The organism is Wansuia hejianensis, from assembly GCF_014337215.1.
GTDB classification, from domain to species: Bacteria; Bacillota; Clostridia; order Lachnospirales; family Lachnospiraceae; genus Scatomonas; species Scatomonas hejianensis.
The window spans coordinates 1,488,222-1,510,775 of record NZ_CP060635.1; the positions used below are offsets into that span (position 1 = coordinate 1,488,222).

18 protein-coding genes are annotated in these 22,554 nt (G+C 51.3%); 2 read left to right on the top strand and 16 right to left on the bottom strand.

The window, feature by feature from the left end; all coding sequences use genetic code 11:
• Positions 1-159 precede the first annotated feature (159 nt).
• The 5 genes from nifJ to H9Q79_RS06880 form a co-directional block, all read right to left on the bottom strand.
• Entirely contained in the window at positions 160-3,705 is a 3,546-nt protein-coding gene (nifJ, locus tag H9Q79_RS06860) for a pyruvate:ferredoxin (flavodoxin) oxidoreductase (RefSeq protein WP_249329506.1), read from the bottom strand.
• Between the two features lie 471 nt (positions 3,706-4,176).
• Positions 4,177-5,364, bottom strand: coding sequence for a uroporphyrinogen decarboxylase/cobalamine-independent methonine synthase family protein (locus H9Q79_RS06865; RefSeq protein WP_118646515.1), 1,188 nt, complete (start codon positions 5,362-5,364; stop codon positions 4,177-4,179).
• Positions 5,348-7,819 (bottom strand): glycoside hydrolase family 31 protein, encoded by a 2,472-nt coding sequence (locus H9Q79_RS06870; RefSeq protein WP_249329507.1) that lies wholly within the window; start codon positions 7,817-7,819, stop codon positions 5,348-5,350. The genes H9Q79_RS06865 and H9Q79_RS06870 overlap by 17 nt, the downstream gene beginning before the upstream one ends.
• Before the next feature lie 29 nt (positions 7,820-7,848).
• On the bottom strand, positions 7,849-8,682 hold the full coding sequence (locus H9Q79_RS06875) for a carbohydrate ABC transporter permease (RefSeq protein ID WP_330596950.1): 834 nt from the start codon (positions 8,680-8,682) through the stop codon (positions 7,849-7,851).
• A complete protein-coding gene (locus tag H9Q79_RS06880; protein ID WP_249329508.1) occupies positions 8,679-9,554 on the bottom strand; it encodes a carbohydrate ABC transporter permease in 876 nt (291 codons plus the stop codon). The genes H9Q79_RS06875 and H9Q79_RS06880 overlap by 4 nt, the downstream gene beginning before the upstream one ends.
• A gap of 158 nt (positions 9,555-9,712) precedes the next feature.
• Between H9Q79_RS06880 and H9Q79_RS06885 the strand changes: the two genes are divergently transcribed.
• The gene (locus H9Q79_RS06885) at positions 9,713-11,503 is read left to right on the top strand and encodes a sensor histidine kinase (protein ID WP_118646513.1); all 1,791 of its coding nucleotides are present in this window, start codon (positions 9,713-9,715) and stop codon (positions 11,501-11,503) included.
• Positions 11,496-12,269, top strand: coding sequence for a response regulator transcription factor (locus H9Q79_RS06890; RefSeq protein ID WP_118646511.1), 774 nt, complete (start codon positions 11,496-11,498; stop codon positions 12,267-12,269). Before H9Q79_RS06885 ends, H9Q79_RS06890 begins: the two co-directional genes overlap by 8 nt.
• A 113-nt stretch (positions 12,270-12,382) precedes the next feature.
• Here the strand turns inward: H9Q79_RS06890 and H9Q79_RS06895 are convergent, their stop codons facing one another.
• The 11 genes from H9Q79_RS06895 to H9Q79_RS06940 all read right to left on the bottom strand — a co-directional run bounded on the left by H9Q79_RS06895 (position 12,383) and on the right by H9Q79_RS06940 (position 22,545).
• The gene (locus H9Q79_RS06895; protein ID WP_249329509.1) at positions 12,383-13,714 is read right to left on the bottom strand and encodes an ABC transporter substrate-binding protein; all 1,332 of its coding nucleotides are present in this window, start codon (positions 13,712-13,714) and stop codon (positions 12,383-12,385) included.
• Positions 13,715-13,843: 129 nt separating this feature from the next.
• The gene (locus H9Q79_RS06900) at positions 13,844-14,608 is read right to left on the bottom strand and encodes an SDR family oxidoreductase (RefSeq protein WP_118646509.1); all 765 of its coding nucleotides are present in this window, start codon (positions 14,606-14,608) and stop codon (positions 13,844-13,846) included.
• A 420-nt stretch (positions 14,609-15,028) separates the two neighbouring features.
• On the bottom strand, positions 15,029-15,241 hold the full coding sequence (locus H9Q79_RS18345) for a DMT family transporter (RefSeq protein WP_330596951.1): 213 nt from the start codon (positions 15,239-15,241) through the stop codon (positions 15,029-15,031).
• Between the two features lie 20 nt (positions 15,242-15,261).
• Positions 15,262-15,675 carry a DMT family transporter gene (locus H9Q79_RS18350; RefSeq protein WP_330596952.1) on the bottom strand — a complete coding sequence of 138 codons (414 nt, stop codon included), beginning with the start codon at positions 15,673-15,675 and terminating at the stop codon, positions 15,262-15,264.
• A 2-nt stretch (positions 15,676-15,677) separates the two neighbouring features.
• Positions 15,678-17,522 carry an ABC-F family ATP-binding cassette domain-containing protein gene (locus tag H9Q79_RS06910; protein ID WP_249329511.1) on the bottom strand — a complete coding sequence of 615 codons (1,845 nt, stop codon included), beginning with the start codon at positions 17,520-17,522 and terminating at the stop codon, positions 15,678-15,680.
• A gap of 1 nt (position 17,523) precedes the next feature.
• Positions 17,524-17,961: a GatB/YqeY domain-containing protein gene (locus H9Q79_RS06915; RefSeq protein ID WP_118646505.1), complete on the bottom strand. Its 438-nt coding sequence runs from the start codon at positions 17,959-17,961 to the stop codon at positions 17,524-17,526.
• 154 nt (positions 17,962-18,115) lie between these two features.
• Positions 18,116-19,051, bottom strand: coding sequence for a class II fructose-1,6-bisphosphate aldolase (gene fba, locus H9Q79_RS06920; protein WP_118646503.1), 936 nt, complete (start codon positions 19,049-19,051; stop codon positions 18,116-18,118).
• A 31-nt stretch (positions 19,052-19,082) separates the two neighbouring features.
• The gene (locus tag H9Q79_RS06925; protein ID WP_249329512.1) at positions 19,083-20,297 is read right to left on the bottom strand and encodes a 6-phosphofructokinase; all 1,215 of its coding nucleotides are present in this window, start codon (positions 20,295-20,297) and stop codon (positions 19,083-19,085) included.
• Between the two features lie 53 nt (positions 20,298-20,350).
• On the bottom strand, positions 20,351-20,788 hold the full coding sequence (gene rpiB / locus H9Q79_RS06930; RefSeq protein ID WP_118646501.1) for a ribose 5-phosphate isomerase B: 438 nt from the start codon (positions 20,786-20,788) through the stop codon (positions 20,351-20,353).
• A gap of 40 nt (positions 20,789-20,828) precedes the next feature.
• On the bottom strand, positions 20,829-21,119 hold the full coding sequence (locus tag H9Q79_RS06935) for a NifU family protein (protein ID WP_118646499.1): 291 nt from the start codon (positions 21,117-21,119) through the stop codon (positions 20,829-20,831).
• Positions 21,120-21,237: 118 nt separating this feature from the next.
• Positions 21,238-22,545, bottom strand: a complete 1,308-nt coding sequence (locus tag H9Q79_RS06940; protein ID WP_249329513.1) for an acetyl-CoA hydrolase/transferase family protein — start codon at positions 22,543-22,545, stop codon at positions 21,238-21,240.
• Positions 22,546-22,554: the final 9 nt, after the last annotated feature.

Consider the following 22,554-nt stretch of genomic DNA (forward strand, 5'->3'; position numbering starts at 1 on the left):
AGTTGCCAGGAAGTATATGCTCTCCGTATTCCCCGGCGCTGCAGAATCAGCATACAGCGGAACGTGATTTTTTTCTTGTAAGATATCGTCAAAACGCCCGGCCAATCGGAAGATACCGATGGCCAGGCGCCTGGTTTTATTGCTATTGAATTTTATCTATCAGTCCTGTCCGTACAGTGTGATCAGCTTGTTCAGATATTCAAATCTTTCCTTAGCCTCACCTTCAGACTTGGCAAACAGTCTTGCCGCCTTTTCCGGATTCGCACGTTTCAGAGAGTTGTAACGTACCTCGCCGTCCAGGAATTCCTGATAGGACTCGGTCGGAGCCTTGGAATCCAGAGCGAAGGCTGCTTTGCCCTCTGCCTTCAGGGCCGGGTTGTAGCGGAACAGATGCCAGTAGCCGGATTTTACTGCCAGCTCTTCTTCGGTCTGTGCTTTGCTCATGCCCTTCTTGATTCCGTGGTTGATACACGGAGCATAGGCGATGATCAGAGACGGGCCCGGATAAGCCTCCGCTTCCGCGATAGCCTTTACGGTCTGGTTGAAATCAGCACCCATAGCGATCTGAGCAACATATACATAACCATAGCTCATAGCAATGGAAGCAAGATCTTTCTTTTTCACTTCCTTGCCGCCTGCAGCGAACTGGGCGATTGCACCCGTCGGTGTAGCCTTGGAGGACTGGCCGCCGGTATTGGAGTAAACTTCTGTGTCAAATACCATGATGTTGATGTCCCTGCCGCTTGCCAGCGCATGGTCAACGCCGCCGAATCCGATATCGTAGGCCCACCCGTCACCGCCGAATACCCACTGGGATTTCTTCGACAGGAAGTCCTTGTTCTTAACGATATCCTTGCAGGTCTCGCAGTCAATTCCTTCCAATACAGAAACCAGCTTGTCGGTAGCCGTACCGTTAGCAGCGCCGTTATCGTAGGAATCCAGCCATGCCTGACATGCTTCTTTTACCTCTGCGGAAGCCTTGTCGCTTGCGCATACCTGTTCAACCTTCTCTTTCAGGCCGCTTCTCATGGCTCTCTGAGCCAGCAGCATGCCGTATCCGAATTCTGCATTATCCTCAAACAGAGAGTTTGACCATGCCGGTCCTCTTCCCTCTGCGTTCACGGTATAAGGTGTGGACGGTGAGGAGTTGCCCCAGATAGAGGAACATCCGGTAGCATTGGCAATGTACATTCTGTCACCGAACAGCTGGGTGATCAGCTTCGCATAAGGAGTCTCTCCACAGCCTGCACATGCGCCTGAGAACTCAAGCAGCGGCTGTTTGAACTGGCTTCCCTTTACGGTCGTCTCTTTGAATTTGGTAATAACGTCCTTCTTCTCCGGCAGCGCTACTCCGTAATCGAAATACTTCTGCTGTCCCAGAGTGCTCTCCATTGCTTCCATGGCCAGAGCTTTGGCGCCCTTCTTGCCAGGACATACATTTGCGCAGGAACCGCAGCCTGTACAGTCGAGGGAAGAGATGGCGATTGAGAACTGATAGCCCTCCATGCCCGTCATCTTCAGGGTCTTCATTCCTTCCGGAGCCTTAGATGCCTCTTCATCTGTCAGTGCGATCGGACGGACTACTGCATGCGGGCATACGTAGGAACATCTGTTACACTGGATACAGTTATCCGGATTCCATACCGGAACATTAACTGCGATGCCACGTTTCTCGTAAGCCGCGGACCCGGACGGAGTGGAGCCGTCCACATAATCCTTGAAGGCGGATACCGGAAGATTGTTGCCTTCCTGTGCGCTCACCTTGCTCTGGATATTATTAACGAAATCTACAACGTCCTTGCGGCCGCTGGTAGCATGAGTCATAACAAGTCCCTCGTCAGCCGCAGTTTTCCAGCTTTCCGGAACCTTAATCTCGATGGCCTGCTTAGCTCCTTCGTCGATGGCTGCCCAGTTCTTCTGAACAACGTCATCACCTTTACGGCCGTAGGTGGCCTTCGCAGCGGCCTTCATCAGCTCAATGGCTTTCTCCTCCGGAATGATGTTGGCCAGCTTGAAGAATGCAGACTGCAGGATCGTATTAATACGGGTTGGTCCCATGCCAGTCTCAATACCGATCTTCACACCGTCAATGGTGTAGAGCTTGATGCCGTGGTTGGCGATAAATGCTTTTACCTGTCCCGGAAGATGCTTCTCAAGGCCTTCCATATCCCATGGGCAGTTCAGCAGGAAAGTACCGCCGTCTACCAGTTCCTGAACCATGTTATATTTATTCACATAAGAAGGATTGTGGCATGCTACAAAATTAGCTTTATGGATCAGATATGTGGATTTGATCGGTTTCTTTCCGAAACGCAGGTGAGACATGGTCACACCGCCGGATTTCTTGGAATCATAATCAAAGTATGCCTGTGCATACATATCCGTGTTATCGCCGATGATCTTGATGGAGTTCTTGTTAGCGCCTACGGTACCGTCTGCTCCCAGTCCCCAGAACTTGCAGTTGATGGTGCCTTCCGGAGTCGTAACGAGAGGCGCCCCTTCTTCGAGAGACAGGTTGGTCACATCATCCACGATGCCGATGGTAAATACCTTCTTCTCAGTATTCTCATATACGGCAACGATCTGTGCAGGGGTGGTATCCTTGGAACCCAGTCCGTAACGGCCTGTGAACACCGGAGTCTGATCGAATTTGCTGCCTCTGAGGGCCGCAACAACGTCCAGATACAGCGGTTCACCCATAGCACCCGGCTCTTTGGTTCTGTCAAGGACAGAAATCTGCTTCACAGAATCCGGAATCGCATCGATCAGGGCCTGGGCAACAAACGGCCTGTACAGACGAACCTTTACCACGCCTACTTTCTTACCCGCAGCCATCATGTAATCGATAGTCTCTTCAATTGTATCACATACGGAACCCATAGCGATGATTACGTGCTCGGCATCAGCAGCTCCGTAGTAGTTGAACAGCTTGTAGTCTGTTCCGATCTTCTCATTTACTTTGTCCATGTACTCCTGTACGATTGCCGGAAGAGCTTCATAATAGGGGTTACATGCCTCTCTTGCCTGGAAGAAGATATCCGGGTTCTGAGCGGAACCTCTCTGGCAGGGGTGGTTGGGATTCAGCGCATGTTTCCTGAACTCATCGATGGCATCCATCGGAGCCATATCCTTCAGGTCCTCAGTGTCCCAGGTCTCGATCTTCTGGATCTCGTGGGAGGTACGGAAACCGTCAAAGAAGTTGATAAACGGAACTTTTCCCTTCAAAGCCGCACAATGCGCAACCGGGGTCAGATCCATAACTTCCTGTACGGAAGATTCACACAGCATAGCCGCGCCGGTCTGACGGCAGGCATATACGTCGGAGTGGTCGCCGAAAATAGACAGAGCATGGCTGGCCAGCGCACGGGCGGATACGTTAAATACTCCCGGCAGCTGTTCGCCTGCAATCTTATACAGGTTTGGAATCATCAGCAGAAGTCCCTGGGATGCCGTATAGGTGGTGGTCAGCGCGCCTGCTGACAGAGAGCCGTGAACCGCACCTGCCGCACCTGCCTCAGACTGCATTTCGGTAATCTGTACTTCTTGTCCGAAAATGTTCTTTCTGCCCTGGGTCGCCCACTCATCTGTGGCTTCTGCCATCGGTGAGGATGGGGTAATCGGGTAAATCGCTGCCACATCGGTAAACGCATAGGACGCATGAGCCGCAGCATGATTACCATCCATGGTTTTCATCTTTCTTGCCATCTTAGTTTTATCCTCCTTAAAAAAATTACAACTTATACACATACGTGTTAATTATAACACTGATTCTACAGGATGTCCACGCCCCTGAATCAATGTATTCTGAAAAAAACATAAACTTGTTACCGTTTACTCCATATCCGGAAACCACGCTCCGCAACGCACAGAAATCAGAGTCCAGAGCGTCCCGGGCATCTGTACAGTTCCTGTTTCTACTGTATCCAATTTTATACATCTTTATTCCGGCACCCTGCAATCGCGCCTGTCCTCCGGCTGGCCACCCAATGCTCCCACGGGAAGGCAATCTCAAAACGGGAGCATATTCTCTAATATGAAAAAGCACCCACAGGGCACCATGTAATGCGTGCTCTGTGGGTATACTCCAAAGTATCCCGTAACTCATGCCCCTGACCGGGCGGGGAACAGCAATTCATTTGCTGTGCAGTAACTTCCCGGGTCACGGTTTTAGCTTTTCTATTTGCTCCGGAACGTGCCCCGGATATCGCTCCAGTGCTCCTCCGCATAGCCGGTCAGCCGCACTGCTTCCTCGTAAGACATTTCCGGGAAATGGAAAAACAGCCGGTCTGACCCATATTTCCAAACCAGACGCTCACAGTTCCTGATCCAGTCCTCCGGTTCCCCGGAATACACCTTGATCCAGAGGGATTTTCCCGCGGCTATCACTTTATCATAGATCTCGTCCCATTTCTCCAGCGTCCCGTCCGGACCTGTGTCGCCGCTGACCCACTGAACCGCATCAATCCCCTCCACCTCCAGAAGGGCATCCAGATGTTTAACCGCATCCGGACCGTCCAGATGGTACAGCACATGATCTGCTTTCCCAGCCTGTTCCTTCAGAGATTCCAGCACCAGCTCCCGGAACCCTGCCGGCGACATCATTGCCGAAAGGTCACACTGCAGCTTCACCGTCTTTCCCGGCCCCCAGATTTGGAAGACCGTATAGGCATTCCCTCCAAAACCATCTTGGATCAGCTCATAAAACCGGTTATAATACTCATAGTAAACAGCTGTAACCTGATCCACACGTTCTTTCACCAGTTCCGGTTCCTCCGCCATGTCATACAGCAGATTCATCGCCCCCCGAAGAGAAGCCAGCACGTCCACGTTCTCCATCAGATCCGGCATATCCACATAGAAATCATCACCCGCCAGCTCTCTGCACCGTTTTACCAGACGGATATGCTTCTGGAACCAGGAATTTTCCGGATTAAAACGGAACTCCGGCACACCTTCCCAGTCTCCGATGCATGATTGAAACCAGACTGTATCATTCCGGAAACCGATATCCGAACCCAGATAAGCTGCCAGAGAGCCTGGGCCGAAATCCACATTCAGATTAGGAAAGCTTTCTGCCAGAAACAAGTGATTTTCGCAGAAATGGCGGTAACGGGCTACCATTCGTTCTGCATTCTGGTACTTGTCCTCCATGTCCTTCCACTTCAGCTCCTCCGGCAGGTTATAATACCTGCCCTGGCACATGACCTCCGAATAGTCATTCACGGATTCCGGATGCCGTTCAGACAGCGCCTCGATCTCCGGCTTACGGGCGATGACACACATCAGTGGTCTTCCTGTATTTTGATGCTCCCAGTATCCGGTGAATTTTCTTCTGGTTTCCTCCCAGTTATCCTTGTATTTCATCTCCGATCCCTCCTGCCTTGAACTCTAAGGTGACCGGCCGGCCCTCATACAGAAATTCTTTTCTCTCGCGGCCTGCCGTCACCACGCATTTCCTTCCCAGGATTCCCTGTGGGAACTTGTGCTCTGCTCCTCCGATCGTGAGTTTGCCGGCAGTATCCTGCCACTCCATCACAATTCGGTTGTACTTTCCCCCTTCATATTCATAGCCGTCGCCCCCGTCCTCATAATAAACGAAGCTTCCATCCGCCCCAGGGTAAACCCTGAGCTCCAGAGGTGTGGAAACCTCCTCCTGGGCATACTCCAGGCGCTGTTCCATGGGCAGCACGGAACCCGCTTTCACAAAGACCGGTATATGGCTCAGATCTACCGGAACATCAACAGTCCTGCCCCCTTCATACTGCTCCCCGGTGTAAAAATCATACCACCCTGCCCCTTCCGGCAGATAACAGCTCCAGCGCTTTGGCCGTTTCAGCTCCTCACTGTTCCGTCCGTAATACATCGGCTCTGTAACCGGGCAGACCAGCAGGCTGCTGCCGAACATAAATTCACTGTCCATAGCCGCCGCTTTCCTGTCCTCCGGAAAATCAAAGAGCAGACTTCTCAGCATCGTGCCATCCTCCAGCCACACATTGCCTGCCAGAGAATAGATATAGGGCATCAGGCGGTATCTGGTTTCTATTGTCATAACGAGTGCGTCGTAAAATGGATCACCCGTCTCCCCAAAATTCCAGATTTCCCGCGGCGTATCTGTTCCGTGAGAGCGGAACATGGGCAGAAATGCCCCATACTCGAACCACCGCACATACAGCTCCCGGTATCCCGCGTCCGCCGTACCTTCTTCGTAGTCTCCCCGCCAAAACCAGTTGGGAGAAGAATCCGCCTCACGGCCGCAGCCTCTCTTCCACCACTTTTCATGGACCGTGAAAAATCCCCCAATATCCAGCGTCCAGTACGGCATTCCGCTGATGCACATATTCAGCCCCTCCGTAACCTGCCTGCGGAACACCTGCCAGGTGGCGCTGGTATCGCCCGACCACAGCATCGTCCCGTATTTCTGGCTGGACGGATAGCCGGATCTCGTGAGGTTCAGAACTCTCTGGTCCGGAGCCGCTTTTCTCTGATTTTCATACATTCCCCGCGCATGATAAACTGGATACAGGTTGGCACGGTCTGCTCTGCAGTATTTCCGGTGCTCATTCCCCACCAACTCATACCGCTCCCAGGGCTCCCTCTGGTATTCTCCCGACCAGTCGGACCCTGTAAACGGCTCCGACGAATCACACCACCAGGCGTCAAAGCCGCCGGAAAACAGCTCCCGTTCCGCCTGCTTCCAGTATAACTCCCTCGCCTCCGCACTAAACGCGTCATAGGTAGAGTAATCGTTCAGCAAGAAACCATGCTCTTTCATTTCCTCATAGTCATCCGTACCCTCATTCATATTCGGCCAGACGGATACCATAGAGTGAACATGCATCCCGTGAAGCTCCCGGCGCATTTCTCCCAGGTCCGGATACCGGCTCCGGTCCACCCGCTTGTTGCCCCATTCATCCTCTTTCCAGGTCTTCCAGTCCTGCACGATGCAGTCCAGCCCCACCTTTCTTCTCCGGTATTCGGCAGCCGCAGCCACCAGCTCCTTCTGGCTGTGATATGCCTCTTTTGACTGCACATAGCCAAAAGACCATTTGGGCAGCATGACTGCCTTTCCTGTCAGCTTCCGGAATCCCCTGATGATTTCATCCGTATCCTTTCCGGCAATCACATAGTAATCCATCTGCTCCACAGCATCCAGATACAGGTATGAGCCACGCTCGTCATCGTTAAAGGTCATCAGGCTGCCGCAGTCCGTGAGCACCCCATATTTTTGATCCGAGACCAGAAACGGGACCGGTATTCTCATATTGTGCTGATAGAGATACTGTACCTTCCCTCTGTAATCGTAGATACCTTCCTCTCCCTGCCCCAGTCCGTGGATCTGTTCCCCTGAGGCCCACTGAAAATTCAGCCTGCCGCTGTAAACCATGTGGTCGGTTTCTGGTTTCAGGTTCGCTACAATGCTCCGTTCCCCGTCGACGGACTGGTAACGCTCTATCACTGCCTCTTCTCCTCCTGTGGTATAGACCAGCAGAGGTTTTTCCGTCAGCTCCTTTTCCCCCTCCCGGAAGAAAATCTTACCTGTCTCAGGATCTTCCCAGGTGAAGCTGCCCGTTTCTCTGCAGATTCTCACCTGCAGACGTCCGGATGACACGTAAAAGCTCCCTTTCTTTTCCCGGACAGACAGCTCCTGCCCGCCAGCACATTCAATACCCAGTGGGGACACGGGCAGAATCTCTTCCCGGCGGGTATAAACACAGCGCATGATATTTTCCGCGATGCCGAATACCGCAAGCCTGCCCCTGTTTGTTTCAATGTCCACCTTCCGGCAGTCCTGGCCGGCTGTATAGCTCTTTACCTCCATGTGACATTTCCTCCTTTATTCATAAGCATTTATCCTTTCACCGCCCCGGCCGTCTGACCGCCCACGATGTATTTCTGACAGACCAGATACATGACGATTACCGGCAGACAGGTCAGCAGCACATCCGCACAGATCAGATTCCAGTTCGTCTCATACTGGCCGAAGAAATTGTATATGGCCAGCGTGACAGGCCATTTTTCTGAAGAATTCAAAAAATATAGCGGCATGATAAATTCATTCCAGGTATTCAGAAAGCAAAGAACGCCTGCCGTTATAATGCTGGGCTTCAGCATCGGCAGTATAATGCTGAAAAACAGGCGGAAAGGCCCGCATCCATCGATGACCGCCGCTTCGTCCAGCTCCGTTGGAACCTTCGACACAAAGCCATAGATCAGAAAAATGGTAAACGGCAGCTGCATCGCCACATACAACAGGATAATTCCCAGGGCCGAGTTATTCAGGCGGATCGCCTGCATCACCTTCATCAAAGCCACATAATTGATGGGAATCACTATTCCCAGCACCATATACATATACACAGCGCTGTTTCTCCTGGTCCGCCTTCTGGAAAAAACATAGGCGGCCATGGCTCCCAAACACACGGTGATTACTGTGGCGCTGCCGGCGTACAGGAAGCTGTTCAGAAAGCTCTGCCCCAGCTTTCCCTTTTGAATAACGGTTATAAAATTCGTCAGAGTCCATTCTTTCGGCAGTGTAAGATTCATCCGTATGGCTTCTTCCGCCGGCTTAAAGGCATTCACAAGAATCAGGAGGACCGGCACAAGCATCACCAGGGATACGATCCAGGCCATCCCGTTTTTTACCACATTTTTTGCCGTCTTTTTTCTTTTACTGTTCATCATTCCTGCACCTCATCTTTCGTCAGCACGCGGATCAGGAAGAATCCGACAATTACCATGAAAACAAACATGATGGAACTCATCGTGGTGCCCTCCGCGTACAATCCCTGGGAGAACAGCTTGAATACAGCGGTGTACATAACCTCTGTGGTGTGCCCGGGCCCTCCGTTTGTCATGGCATATACCATATCGAACACCTTCAGGCCATATAGGACATTCAGCACGATTGCCACGGCCAGAGTCTGCTTCAGCATAGGCAGCGTAATAAAGCGGAATTTCTGCCAGCCGCTTGCCCCGTCGATGGACGCCGCCTCATAATAGCCCCTGGGTATTGCCAGGATGCCCACGATCAGCATCGTCATAATGTAGCCTGTCCCTCTCCAGATATCTACCATCATCACAGAAAAAAATGCAATGCGCGGATTGGTCAGCCACTGCTGCGTCAGCCCTCCCAGCCCGATTCCCCTTAAAAATTCATTCAGAAATCCAACCTTTGGATTCAAGATACAGCTAAACACCATGCCGACCACCAGTACCGACAGCACAGAGGGCAGGTACATCACACCCCTGTGAAAATTCTTCAGCTTGATGTTCCTGCTCAGTATGACAGCGAACAGAAGCCCCAAGCCTGTCTTCGCCACCGTTGTGACCACTGTGAACAGCAGCGTGTTCGTGATAAATCTCAGATAATCCGTATCGGCGCTGAAGATCTTCTGGAAATTTTTCATTCCTACAAAATGAACCTCTTTCGAATAGGACGACCAGTCTGTAAAAGAATAGCCGATACCGATAATCCCCGGAACCACACAGAGTGCCGTATAAATCACCAGCGCTCCGATAGCAAAATACCACGGATACAATTTTGCCTTTTTCACACAATCCCCTCCTTTACTTTTTATTCATTTTACACAAAGGATTTGACTGCTTCCATGTTCTCTTTTGGCAAGTTTATGTATTTTTTTAACTATTTCTCCTTTTTTTCAGATAATATGTTATACTAATTTCCAAAATACTACGATGATAGGGGGGCCTCATGAAACGCAGACCGGTCAGCATGCAGAAAATACTTTCTTCTTATTTTCTGCTGATTACAACAATTCTTCTGATCCTGGCAACCATTATTTTTTCCATCGTCCAGTATACTTACCTCCGCTCCAATGCCATACGGGATATCCAGCGGACCTGCACGGCCATAGGCGAAGACATCGACCTGCAGCTCAGGCAGATGGACACCATATGCCTGAACACAATCTATTCCTCTACCATAAAAGATGCCTTCGCTTCTTACCTCTCCACACCGTCAGAACAGTCCTATGAACGTTCCCAATACCGGGAATTACTGTCGGACGCACTGGCGGCGGCCAAGGGAATTGATTCATCCATCCGCCAGATCAACCTGTACAGCATAAAAGGCGGAGGATACGGCTATGGGAATTACACCGGCAACCTGGACGTGGAAGCTTCCGGCCAGCCCTGGTACGGCCAGGCGGTAGCGGCTCACGGATACCGGTATATTCCCCCGGCTGCCACGGATGAGCAGCTGTCTGTGCGCACAGGCACCTCCCGAGACCGTTATTATCTCTCTCTTTACCGCATGTATTACGACGACTATCGGAACCCTGTGGGCTTTGTAGAGGCAAAAAAATACTATGACGTCCTGTTCGATCAGGCCTTTCACCCTTCCAGCAATTATCACCTCACCGTAGCGGTGTACGATGCCGGAGGGAATCTGCTTTTTCCGCTGTCTGAAGACAGCAGCGGGCTGTACTCTTACTATGACAGGAAGGATTCCGGCCTTACAAACTTCTATAATCCCAACTCCCGCCAACAAGAGTATGCCTGTTATTCAGAAATGACCTACAGTGATTTCACGGTGGTAACCGCCGTCGTCCAGTCCGAATTCCTGGCTCCGGTGTACCGCTCCCTGATCTGGACGGTTTTTGTATTTTTTCTGCTGTTTCTGCTCTGCCTGTTCTGTTCCTCGCTTCTCTCCAGAAAGCTGAGCAACCCCTTGAAGACCATCTATCATTTTTTGTCGCATATAGATTCTGAAAACCAGTTTCAGGAGATCCGCATGGCAGATACGGGCATAATAGAAATCGATAAGCTGCGAAACTCGCTCAATGAAGCCATGCGTTTTCAGAAATCCGCAACTGATTCCATGATGCTGCTCAAAGAACAGGAAGTACAAGCCCAGATGCTGGCTCTGCAGTCGCAGATGAATCCGCATTTCCTCTATAATTCCCTGTCCACCATCGCCGCCATGGCAGAGGAGGGCATGACCGGACCAGTCACACAGATGTGCCTGAACATCACTTCCATCCTGCGGTACATATCCTCCAACCGGGAACAGCTTTCCACACTGGAGGAAGAGCTGGAACACTGCGACCTTTATCTGAGCTGCATGAAGCTCAGGTTTGGCGGCGCCCTGAACTACACATTCGACGTGGAGGACGACATGCTGGAACTGCCGATCCCCAAGCTCTGTATCCAGCTGTTGGTGGAAAATGCTATCAAGTTCACGGCCAGCGCCACCCCTCCCTGGAACATTCTCATCCGCGGCTCCCTCACTGAGACTTCCTGGTATGTAGAGGTGAGGGATAACGGACCCGGATTTGACGACGCCGTCAGTTCTACACTCCGCCGCCAGATGGAAGAAATCCGCAGAAACGGTATCCTGCCCAGCTTAAAGCTGGACGGCATGGGGATCCTGAATATTTTCATAAGATTCTATCTTATTTATGGGAATTCTTTTTACTTTGACTTCGGCACGCTCCCGGAAGGCGGAGCGACTATCACAATAGGAGGAAGCAGAAATGACTAAACTGCAGCATTACAATATCCTGCTGGTGGAGGACGAGGCTCTCCTGCTTCAGTCTCTCATACGCAACATCAACGCGCTGGACGCCGGCTTCCGCGTGGCTTTTCAGGCCGCCGACGGCCGGAAGGCCCTGCAGGTTCTGAAAAATAAAAACGTTCATCTGGTCATAACCGATATCCGCATGCCCGTCATGGACGGCCTGGCACTTTCAAAGCTGATACATGAACAATATCCCAGCATCTTTACAATTGTCCTCACCGGCTACGCCGACTTCAGCTATGCCCGGGAAGCCCTGAAACAGGGCGTCTTCGACTACCTGCTCAAGCCGGTCACACCGGAAACCCTCTCCGATGCGCTGGGACGTGTACGGGTTCAGCTACAGAAGTATTATGAACTCTATGAAGACGCCGGACTGGCAAAGCGCGGGGCGGAAGAAATTATAGACTACGCAGTCCTGTATATGCGCGAACACTATATGGACGAAATTGATCTGGGACAGCTCGCCTCTGAAATAGGTTTTACTTCCGCCTATCTGACAAAGCTTTTTAACCGCTTCAAGGGTGAAACGCCGCTGAAATATCTCACAGACATACGGATTCATGAAGCTAAACGTCTGCTTCTGGATACCACTCTAACCATCAGCCAGGTGGGTATGTCCGTAGGATATCCCGATCAGTTCCATTTCAGCAAAATCTTCCGCAAATATACAGGTCAAAATCCCACCTCCTACCGCAAACAGAACCGCGAGGGCGGCAGGGAACAGGACTGACGGCGGGCGCGGAAAGACAGCGCCCTCTTCTGACATTTCAGTGGCCATAAAAAGATGCCGCAGGAGCATCAGATTCTCTGATATTCCTTCGGCACCCTCTCCCTGTGTGTTATTTATTTCCAGGCTTCATCTCCGGCCGCCTCCGCCTGTGTAGCCCGTCTCGCATCAATCGCCTTTACCACATCTTCAGAAGTCATCTCACCAATGAACATGGATACCACATCCTGTCCGATCTCATTCCACTGGGGATTCAGATATTTAATCACATCCTGGAATACCGCGCCCTGCTTTTCAAATGAATCCAGAAAGTCTTCCGTATACTGGCTGTAATCTGGCTGCTGTCCCAGATCAAAGGGCAGATTTTCTATCTTCGCGTCATGATCAATGACATACTGCACGCATTCTTTCGTGGTGATATATTCCAGATACTGCTTCGCTTCCCCAATATGCCCGCCTCCTGAATAGATAAACCTGGTAGGCCCGCAGGGGTGTACGTTCAGAACGTCATTATCCAGTGTGGGAATCAGAAACATGCCGAAATCCTCTTCCGTATACTTACCGTCAGACGCCGCGGCTATCTCAGCGATCGTTCCCGGCTTCGCCATGGTCATGGCAAATTCACCGCTTCCCAGGTTCATCGGAAGGTTGGCATATTCGTCCGACAGATAGTTGTCTCCAAAGTAGCCCTTCTGGGCCATATCATTCATCTGGTCAAATACCTCCTGGAACTCAGGCACTTCGGCAAAGGTGATCTCATTATTGTTTAACTGGTCAATGAGGCCAGGCCTCAAGTCTTCATATTTTCCGCCGATTTCGCAGAACCACATCACGTGGTGCCAGCCGTCGGCAACCGGCTCATAGACCGGAATCACTCCCGCGTCCAGCAGCTTCTGGCATACCTGCTCAAATTCAGCAAAGCTTTCTGGGATCTCCAGGCCATTTTCTTCAAAAAGCTTTTTGTTGTAGACCATATAAAAATCTGTCGTCGTATCAAAATATGTAACGCCGTATATCTTTCCGTTCACAGAAGTTTGTTCCCGTTCAAATTCGTTATAATACTCCACCCAGGGGGCATCTGTGAGATCTATTGCGTTTTCTTCTATATTGTATTGAGACACCAGGTCGTAGGAGCCTGACTGGCCGCCGAATATATCAGGGCCCTCCCCTCCGTTCAGCTTCGTCATCAGCACGTTATAATACTGGTCGCCCGGCACAATCTGGAAATCAATCTTAATGCCCGTCTCCTCTTCAAACTGCTGGGCCAGCTCCATTTCAGCATCTGTCACCCACTCCGGAGTCGCCATCAGCGACAGAGTTACCTTTTCCTGCTTTTTACTCTCTCCTCCTGAAGACGACCCTCCCGCCGTTTCAGCCTCGCCGCATCCGGCCAGGGCGGAAACCGCCAGCATTCCACACAACACTGTTACTGCAAGTCTTCTTTTCATTGTTTTCCCTCCCAACTTTTAAATTCAACTGCCAACACTTTTTTCCAACACATTTAATCTAAAATCCGGGTGATAGACTCCGGATTATTCCACAGCCCATGTCCCGGCGGAACGTGATACCATATTCCCTTAAACCACTGTAAAGCAGCCATCTATCACCATATCCAGCCCTGAAGTGTAAGTGGACGCATCTGACAGCAGGTAAATCACCGCACCAGCCAGTTCATCCGGCGTCCCCATTCTCCCGAACGGGATTGTGCTGACCCAGTAATCCTGCCAGTCCTGTCTGACTGTTCCGGTCATCTCAGTCCGGATATATCCGGGACTAATAGAGTTCACCCGTATTCCCCTGGAAGCCCATTCCACCGCCAGAGATTTCGTCAGATGGGCAACGCCTGCCTTTGAGGAATTATAAGATGCCTGCCCCTGGGGAATATTTACAATTGTTCCCGACATAGAAGCCGTATTAACGATATTCCCCGTTTTCTTGTGCGAAGTCAGGAACCTCCCGAACGCCTGGGCCATGAAGAAAATTCCGTTCAGATTTACATTGACTACCTTCCGCCAGTCCTCCGGCGTACAGTCCAGCGCCTCCTTATGGAGACAAATTCCGGCGTTGTTAAATAGGAGATCCAGGGTTCCCATCTTTTCCGCCGCGGCTTCCAGCTTATTCTTCACATCCTCCGGATCTGTCACGTCGCAGATATAGGCGGCCGCCGACACTCCATATTCCCTCCTGATTCCTTCTGCGGTCTCTGAAGCATCCTTCAGATCGAAAATTACAATATCCGCCCCCGCATCGGCCAGATACCCAGCGACCACCTTGCCGATTCCCTGATAGCCTCCGGTCACAACTGCAACCTTATGCTTCAGGCTGAATAAATCCCTCCTCATGTTTTCCCTCCGTTTTTCATTGAATTTTCCGTTATCATCGTGGATCTATCTGTATATTACCAGCTATATTTTCAGTTATCCATGTATAATTTCTTCCTTTTTTTGTTGATTTTTAACCATATCCTCTCGATTATTTAAAACAATCTATAACCATCCAAACATTCTAACAAATCCATAGCACGCCCGGTCAAATCTCTTTATCTCCTCTCTAATCCCATGCGTGCCGCTCACCCTTTCCGTCTGAACACGTACTTTAAAGTACATAAGGGTATTTATCCTCCACAGATGGCTGCTCCCGGCGTCCATACAAAGTCGTAAAAAGGGCTGTAAAATAAGTCTGAAATAGGGAAGCGCCAGAGCCGGCATTTGCCGGAACTGACGCTTCTCCATTTTGTCATACATTATTTAGCTTTTCTCATTTTAACCTTCTGGATGCCTGCGCCCGTATTTCCATTTCCAGACCGCAGCCCAGATGATCACTGCATAGCCCAGCAGGCTCAGCAGATCCGGATACTGCCCCAGGAAGAATATCCCCAGCAGAGCCGCGAACAGAATCTGTGAATAATCAAATACCGATATTTCCTTCGCCGGCGCAGCAGTATACGCTGCTGTGATTGAAAGCTGCCCTCCCATAGCCGCTACCCCCGCTGTAATCAGGCACAGGAACCAAAAGCTATGAATACCGCAACCCATTCAGTTTTGCTGACTTTTTCCTTCAGCACAAATATCGAAGCAATAATGGCAAAAAAAGGCGACAGTTTGTTGAGCATGTTCGCATCCGAGATATTCATATGATCGATGGCATAATAATTGGCGATAAGCCCCACAGTCCCTGCCGCGGAGCGGATCAGCAGCCAGGGAAGGCTGCCCTTCCGGACCCTGAACTTTTCTTTACTCCTGCCCAGCATCGCCGCGGCGGCTACAGAAGCTACCGCATTTCTGAAAAAGCTCTTCTGCATCGTAGGCAAATCACCGGAAAGCCGGATAAAAAAACTCATCAGCGCAAAAAAGAATGCCGCCATGATGATAAACATGATTCCTCTTCTATGCCTGTTCCAAGTGTTCATCCTTATGATTTTTCCTGGGCGGCGATCCGTTCAGCCAGATCATTCAGATACATCCACCGGTCCATTTTAAGTTCCAGCTGTTTCTCCGCCTCATCCTTCTCCTGCATCAATTCATTCAGCTTCGCATATTGGGTGGCCGCCTCCGCCATCTTCTGATCCAGCACGGCAATTTTCTGCTCCAGACGCTCGATTTCTTCATCTATTCCATCAAATTCACGCTGTTCTTTATAGGAAAATTTCAACTTCACCTCGCGGGGCCGTTTTGTCCGCTCCCGCTTCCCGGTCTTTCCGGTTATCTCTCCGCCCTTATTTCCTGCCCGCTTATCCCCCGCGCCTGCTATCTCCTGCTCCTTTGCCTGCCGGAGTCTGCTGGCTTCCAGATAATCGGAATAACCGCCTTCATATTGTCTGATTTTTCCATCTTCTTCAAACGCGAAGATCCGGTGCACTGTCCGGTCCAGAAAATAACGGTCATGAGAAACGACGATCACAATTCCCTGAAAGGTGTCCAGATAATCCTCCAGTATGGTCAGGGTCTGGATATCCAGGTCGTTGGTGGGTTCGTCCAGTATCAGGATGTTGGGCGCGCCCATCAGGATATGGAGCAGATACAGGCGGCGTTTTTCTCCGCCTGAAAGCTTTTCAATCCTAGTCCACTGCTGGGTACCGTCAAAAAGAAAGCGTTCCATCAGCGCTGACGCTGTTATTTTCCCATCCTCTGTGGTGATATATTCCGCCACCTCGCGGATATACTCAATGGCTTTCAGCGACTCATCCATGTATTCATTTTCCTGAGAGAAATATCCGGTCCTGATCGTCGGCCCGGTTTCCACCGTCCCGGAATCCGGTTCCAGACAGCCGGTTAGTATCTTCAGCAGCGTACTTTTGCCGCAGCCGTTGGGTCCGATGATCCCGATCCTGTCACCTTTCAGGAACAGATAGTTATAATGGTCAATGATCGTTCTTCCGCCATAGGCTTTACAGACTTCTCTGGCCTCCATGGTCTTCCTGCCCATCCTTGAGGCCAGAGAAGACATCTCTACCTTTCCCTGCTGCTGGGACGCCGTCACATTCTGCATATCCTCAATTCTCTGGATATGGGCCTTTTGCTTAGTGGAACGTGCCCTGGCCCCCCTGGCCAGCCACTGAAGCTCCGTGCGCAATATGCTCCGGCGCTTCCGCTCGCTGGCCTGCTCCATATCCAGACGCTCTTCCTTAAGCTGGATATATTTACTGTAGCTTCCGGGATAGCTGTACACGCATCCTCTATCTACCTCTACGATCCGAGTGGATACCCTGTCGAGAAAATAGCGGTCGTGGGTTACCATCACAAGTGTTCCCCGGAACCGGATCAGGTATTCCTCCAGCCATCCGGACATGGAGCTGTCCAGGTGGTTGGTCGGCTCGTCCAGCACAAGAATATCCACTGGCTGCAGCAGCACGTGGACCAGTGCCACCCGTTTCCTCTGTCCGCCAGACAGCTCTTCCACCGGCTGATCAAAGTCCGCAAAATCCAGCCTGCCAAGCAGTGACTTGGCCTCGCTTTCCTTTTCAAAATCCTCTGGGGTTTCAATCACATCCCTGAGCGCGGCAGAAAGCACAGTCTCTCCCTCAGCAAAGGACGGCGTCTGCGGCAGGTAACCGATCTTCACGGAATTACCCGTGACCACGCTGCCCTCATCCGGTTCCTCGGCCCCCGCAATAATCCGCAGCAGCGTTGACTTCCCCATCCCGTTGACGCCGATCACACCAACTTTTTCCCCCTGCTGGAGGCTGAAGGAAGCCCGGTCCAGGAGCACTCTCTCACTGTATGCTTTAGTTATATTTTCCGCTGTCAGTACATTCATCTTATTTACAGAGCCCGGCTACCACCTGACTGATGACCTTTCCGTCCGTCTTTCCTTTCATGTCAGCCATGACAGTTTTCATGATCATGCCTTTGTTTTTTGTAGCCACCACATCGGCAAATTTTTCGCGGATATAGCTTTCGACCTCTTCTTCGCTCATTTGCCTGGGCGCATAAGAAGCGATCACGTCATAACGGAACTGGTATTCCGCTTTCAAATCCGCTCTGGTATCCGGACAGGTGTCGATCTGCTCTTTTACGGTCTTCAATTCCTTCAATATCACCCGGTCTACCAGGTCCGGATGAACCTCATCCCGGCACCCTTCGTCTATCGCTGCCTTTTTAACCGCAGAAATCAGAGATGAAACAGCCTCTTTCCTCGGTTTGTCTTTCGCCTTCATGGCTGCTACCATATCAGCTCTCAATTGCTCCAGTTCCATAATAATTCCTCCTTCAAACATTTGGGGACAGCCTTCTCTTCCCAAATGTAACAATAATTATTTCAGTTATTGGGTAATTATATTATGCTGCGGTCAGGAATGTCAAGACAATACCCGAATAATTATGGAGAAATTACATAAGTAGCCAGATCAGTCAGGCCATTCCTGCGCTGCCCAGAACTTCTGTTATTTTATGCTTAACCAGCGTCTTCACATCTGCCCGCCCCGCTTTCAGATATTCACGGGGATCAAAGGCAGAAGGCGCTGCAAAAAGAGCAGCCCTTACTCCGGCTGTCATCGCCAGCCTCAGGTCAGAATCAATGTTTATCTTGCAGACCGCGGACCGCGCCGCCTTCCGCAGCATGTCTTCCGGAATTCCAATGGCATCCTTCAGCTGTCCGCCATTTTCCTGAATGATTTTTACGTATTCCTGAGACACGGAGGATGCGCCGTGAAGCACGATCGGAAAGCCTGGCAGCCTCCTGGATACTTCCTCCAGGATATCAAAACGCAGCTGCGGCTTCTGTCCCGGCCGGAACTTAAAGGCCCCATGGCTGGTGCCGATTGCGATGGCCAGAGAATCAACGCCGGTACGGGCGACGAATTCTTCTACCTCGTCCGGATGGGTATAGGAAGAGTCCTCTGAATTTACCTTCACATCATCCTCCACGCCGGCCAGACGCCCCAGCTCCCCTTCCACAACGGTCCCTTTGGAATGGGCGTATTCCACCACCCTGCGGGTAACTTCTATATTCTCTTCCAATGAGAATCGGGAACCATCGATCATAACGGAAGTAAAACCGCCGTCTATACAGGATTTACAGATTGCAAAATCTGCGCCGTGATCCAAATGCAGGGCTATGGGTATGTCATTCTCAACCAGAGCGGCCTCCACCAGCTTCAACAGATAGATATGTCCGGCATATTTCCTGGCCCCTGCGGATACCTGCAGGATCAGCGGAGACTTCAGCTCGCCGGCCGCCTCGGTGATTCCCTGTACGCTCTCCATATTGTTCACGTTGAACGCGCCGACCGCATATCCACCCTCATAAGCTTTCCTGAACATTTCTGTAGTCGTTACTAATGCCATTTTTCTCCTCCTTTTTAATACAGATAATCAGTTACCTTTTCACAAACGCGGGCAGGCCATCCGGCCCGGACGGGACCGTCACGGAGCCCTGTACCAGCGGGCGGGCATAGTTCATAAAATCTGCCGACAGGTCGCTTCCGCCGGCTGTAATCCATTCCAGCGGGACCTTTTTGACCCGGTTACAGATCAGATTTACATCCTCCAGGACAAATTCTATGCCATATGCGCCTTTCTTTCTCCGATAAGCCGCCATTTTCCCCGTCTCTCCGGCCACTGCCGATTCTACGGCGAATCTGCCCGCCTGAACGGCTTCCCGGCAGTCCGTCCCGGACATCATGGCCGCAGAACAGCGCTGGCAGACATTCAGCTCCACTGACCGCACCTTTACATGCAATCGGTTCTTCACCAGCTTTTCCAGATATTTTCCGCAGCCGGCCAGCATCTTATGGCCGAAGGAATCAACGCCCGTCTCAGAATCATACTCGCAGATCAGCTTACCGTCAGCATCCTGTATGCCCTCGGATACACAGACGACCAGGTTGTTCTGTTCTTCCATGCCTTTCTTTACCTGTTCCAGGAACAGCTCCGTATCAAAATGAACCTCCGGCAGATAAATAAGCCCCGGGTTCCTGCGGTCTTCTTCCCGGGCCAGCGCCCCGGCGGCAGTCAGCCATCCCGCGTCCCGCCCCATGATCTCCACAATCGTCACGGATTTGCTGTCGTAAACAGCCGCGTCATACACAATCTCCCGCACCACCTCAGCCACATAGCGGGCTGCGCTCCCATATCCGGGGGTATGGTCCGTCAGGACCAGGTCGTTGTCGATAGTCTTGGGAACTCCTATGAACCGGATTCCGCTGCCTGCAGCCGCGGCGTAACGGGAAAGCTTGCTCACTGTATCCATGGAATCATTTCCGCCGATATAACAGAAGCAGCCGATATTTAAAGCTTCTAATTTCTTCAGGATCTCAGGATAAACTGCATCGCCCAGGTCTTCCGGCAGTTTATAGCGGCAGGAACCCAAAAAAGCGCCTGGCGTCGTGGTGAGCCTTTCCAGGCTTCCGTCATTTTGCATCTTCTGAAAATCTATGAATTTACCTTTCAGGAAGCCTTCGATCCCGTTAATCATCCCGTAAACGCTGCCCACCTGTGGATCTGCATATCCGCCGGTCACCACGCCGTACAGGCTGCAGTTAATCACTGCCGTAGGGCCGCCAGACTGACCGACAATCACATTCTTCTTCATGCCGTTCTCCTTATTTTTTGATTTTTGAGGCAATTGCCTGCTTTTGTCTTGTATCATATTTCCGGATGCTCAATTCTATAAATTCTTCTCTTATGACGTTCCTCCTCTGAAAAAGGGGTATCGAGGAAGGTGTCCACTATCTTCAGCGCCAGGCCGGCTCCTACCACGCGTCCACCCATGGCCAATACATTCGCATCGTTATGCAGCCGTGCCGCTTTTGCGGAAAAACAGTCACTGCACAGTGCTGCGCGGATTCCGGGCATTTTATTGGCGGTGATAGAAATGCCGATTCCCGTCCCGCAGATCAGAATGCCTTTTTCACAGCTTCCCTCCTGCACCGCACGTCCTACCTGACGCGCATAATCCGGATAATCTACTGAACCCATGCTGTAACATCCGAAATCCCGGTAGGGAATCTCTTTCTTGTCCAAATGCTTTTTCACTTCCTGCATTAATTCATAACCGCCGTGATCACATCCCAAACCGATCATTTATTCAGTTCCTCCTCATTTAATTGTACTACGTTAAGGATCATTTATTTTTTCCTCTGAGAATGGCTTTCGCCATATCATAAAGTTCAGGGCTGACTTCTTCCTGCAGCTTCACCTCCTGTATGAGATCTGTATGCTTCATGAGTTCTTCCTTTACCAGGCCTTCCATCGTATATTTTGCCGACGGGCAGCCGCTGCAATGCCCGGTAAATTTTATATAGGCGGCGCCGTTTTTCACTTCCAGCAGCCGGATGTCTCCCCCATGCTGCCTCAGCCCTGGCCGGACATACTGTTCCAGTATTTCTTCGACCTCTCTCTGGACATTTTCCACAAGGTTTTCCCCCTTCTAATTTCATTTTATTTCCTCACTCCTTTTTCCGTTAATTCAGAAAACCGGATCATCCGAAAAAAGGAGGATGCCACGGCCTTTTCAGAACCGTGGCACTAAGTTAACAGGCAAACGAGTTGCCATGAAAACGTCTTTCAAATTCTTCCGTGAGTTCCTGGCGGAAATCCGGATGGGCAATCTCAATCAGGCTGCGGGCGCGTTCCCGCAGGGTTTTCCCCCGCAGCTTTGCAATGCCATATTCTGTGATGATATAATCCACGTCCGTCCGGGAGGTGGTCACTGCCGCCCCAATGTCCAGAAAAGGCACAATTTTTGATACCTTCCCCCCGCCTGCCGTGGAGGCGATGGCAATGATCGAGCGGCCGCCTTTGCTCAGATGCGCCCCACGCACAAAATCCACCTGTCCGCCGATTCCGCTGATCTGAGTCAGTCCTATGCTTTCGGATGCCACCTGACCCATCAGATCTGCCTGCACACAGGAGTTGACGGAGACCAGATGGTCGTTCCGGCCGATGACATAGGGATCATTCACGTAATCTACCGGATACATGGCTACTGCCGGGTTGTCATCCACATAATGATACAGCCGCTTTGTCCCCATCAGGAAGGAAACCACGGATTTCCCCGGATGCAGCGTCTTGCGGGCATTCGTCACCACTCCTGCTTCAATCAGCTCTACCACTCCATCGGAAAACATCTCCGAATGGATCCCCAGGTCTTTTTTATTCTTCAGAAACAAAAGCACCGCGTCCGGGATCGCCCCGATGCCCAGCTGAAGCGTATCTCCGTCTTCTATGAGCTTTGCACAGTTTTCGCCGATGGCCTTCTCCGTCTCTCCAATGTGCGGAAGGCCCAGTTCCAGCACCGGATGGTCGATCTCCACAAAGGCGTCCACCTCCGACACGTGCAGTGCCGTATCTCCCAGCGTTCTCGGCATACAGCGGTTTACCTGCGCGATGACGCGCTTTGCGCACCGCGCAGCCGGAAGTGTATAGTCCACAGACACGCCGCAGCTCACATAGCCTTTTTTATCCGGCGGCGAAACCTGGATCACCGCCACATCCACCGGAAGGGAAGTCTTAAACAGGCCCGGCACGTCGCTGAAGCAGCAGGGAGTGAAATCCCCCCGTCCCTCTTTCACAGCCGGGCGGGACTGAGCGCCCACAAACAGACTGTTCAGCCGGAAGTGGCCTTCTGTCCCCGGCTCGCAAAATTTCGCATTACCCATGGAAACCATCTGGACAATTTCCACATCGTGGTAGTCCTCTTTATGTTCCACCAGGACATCCGTGATGGCCAGAGGCACGCCCACCGCATGCCCGATCACCACCCGGTCCCCGGAATGGATGAGGCGGATGGCCTCATCCGCCTTCATGGTTCTTTCCTGATAGATCTTCTGCCAGTCCATATGTATCCC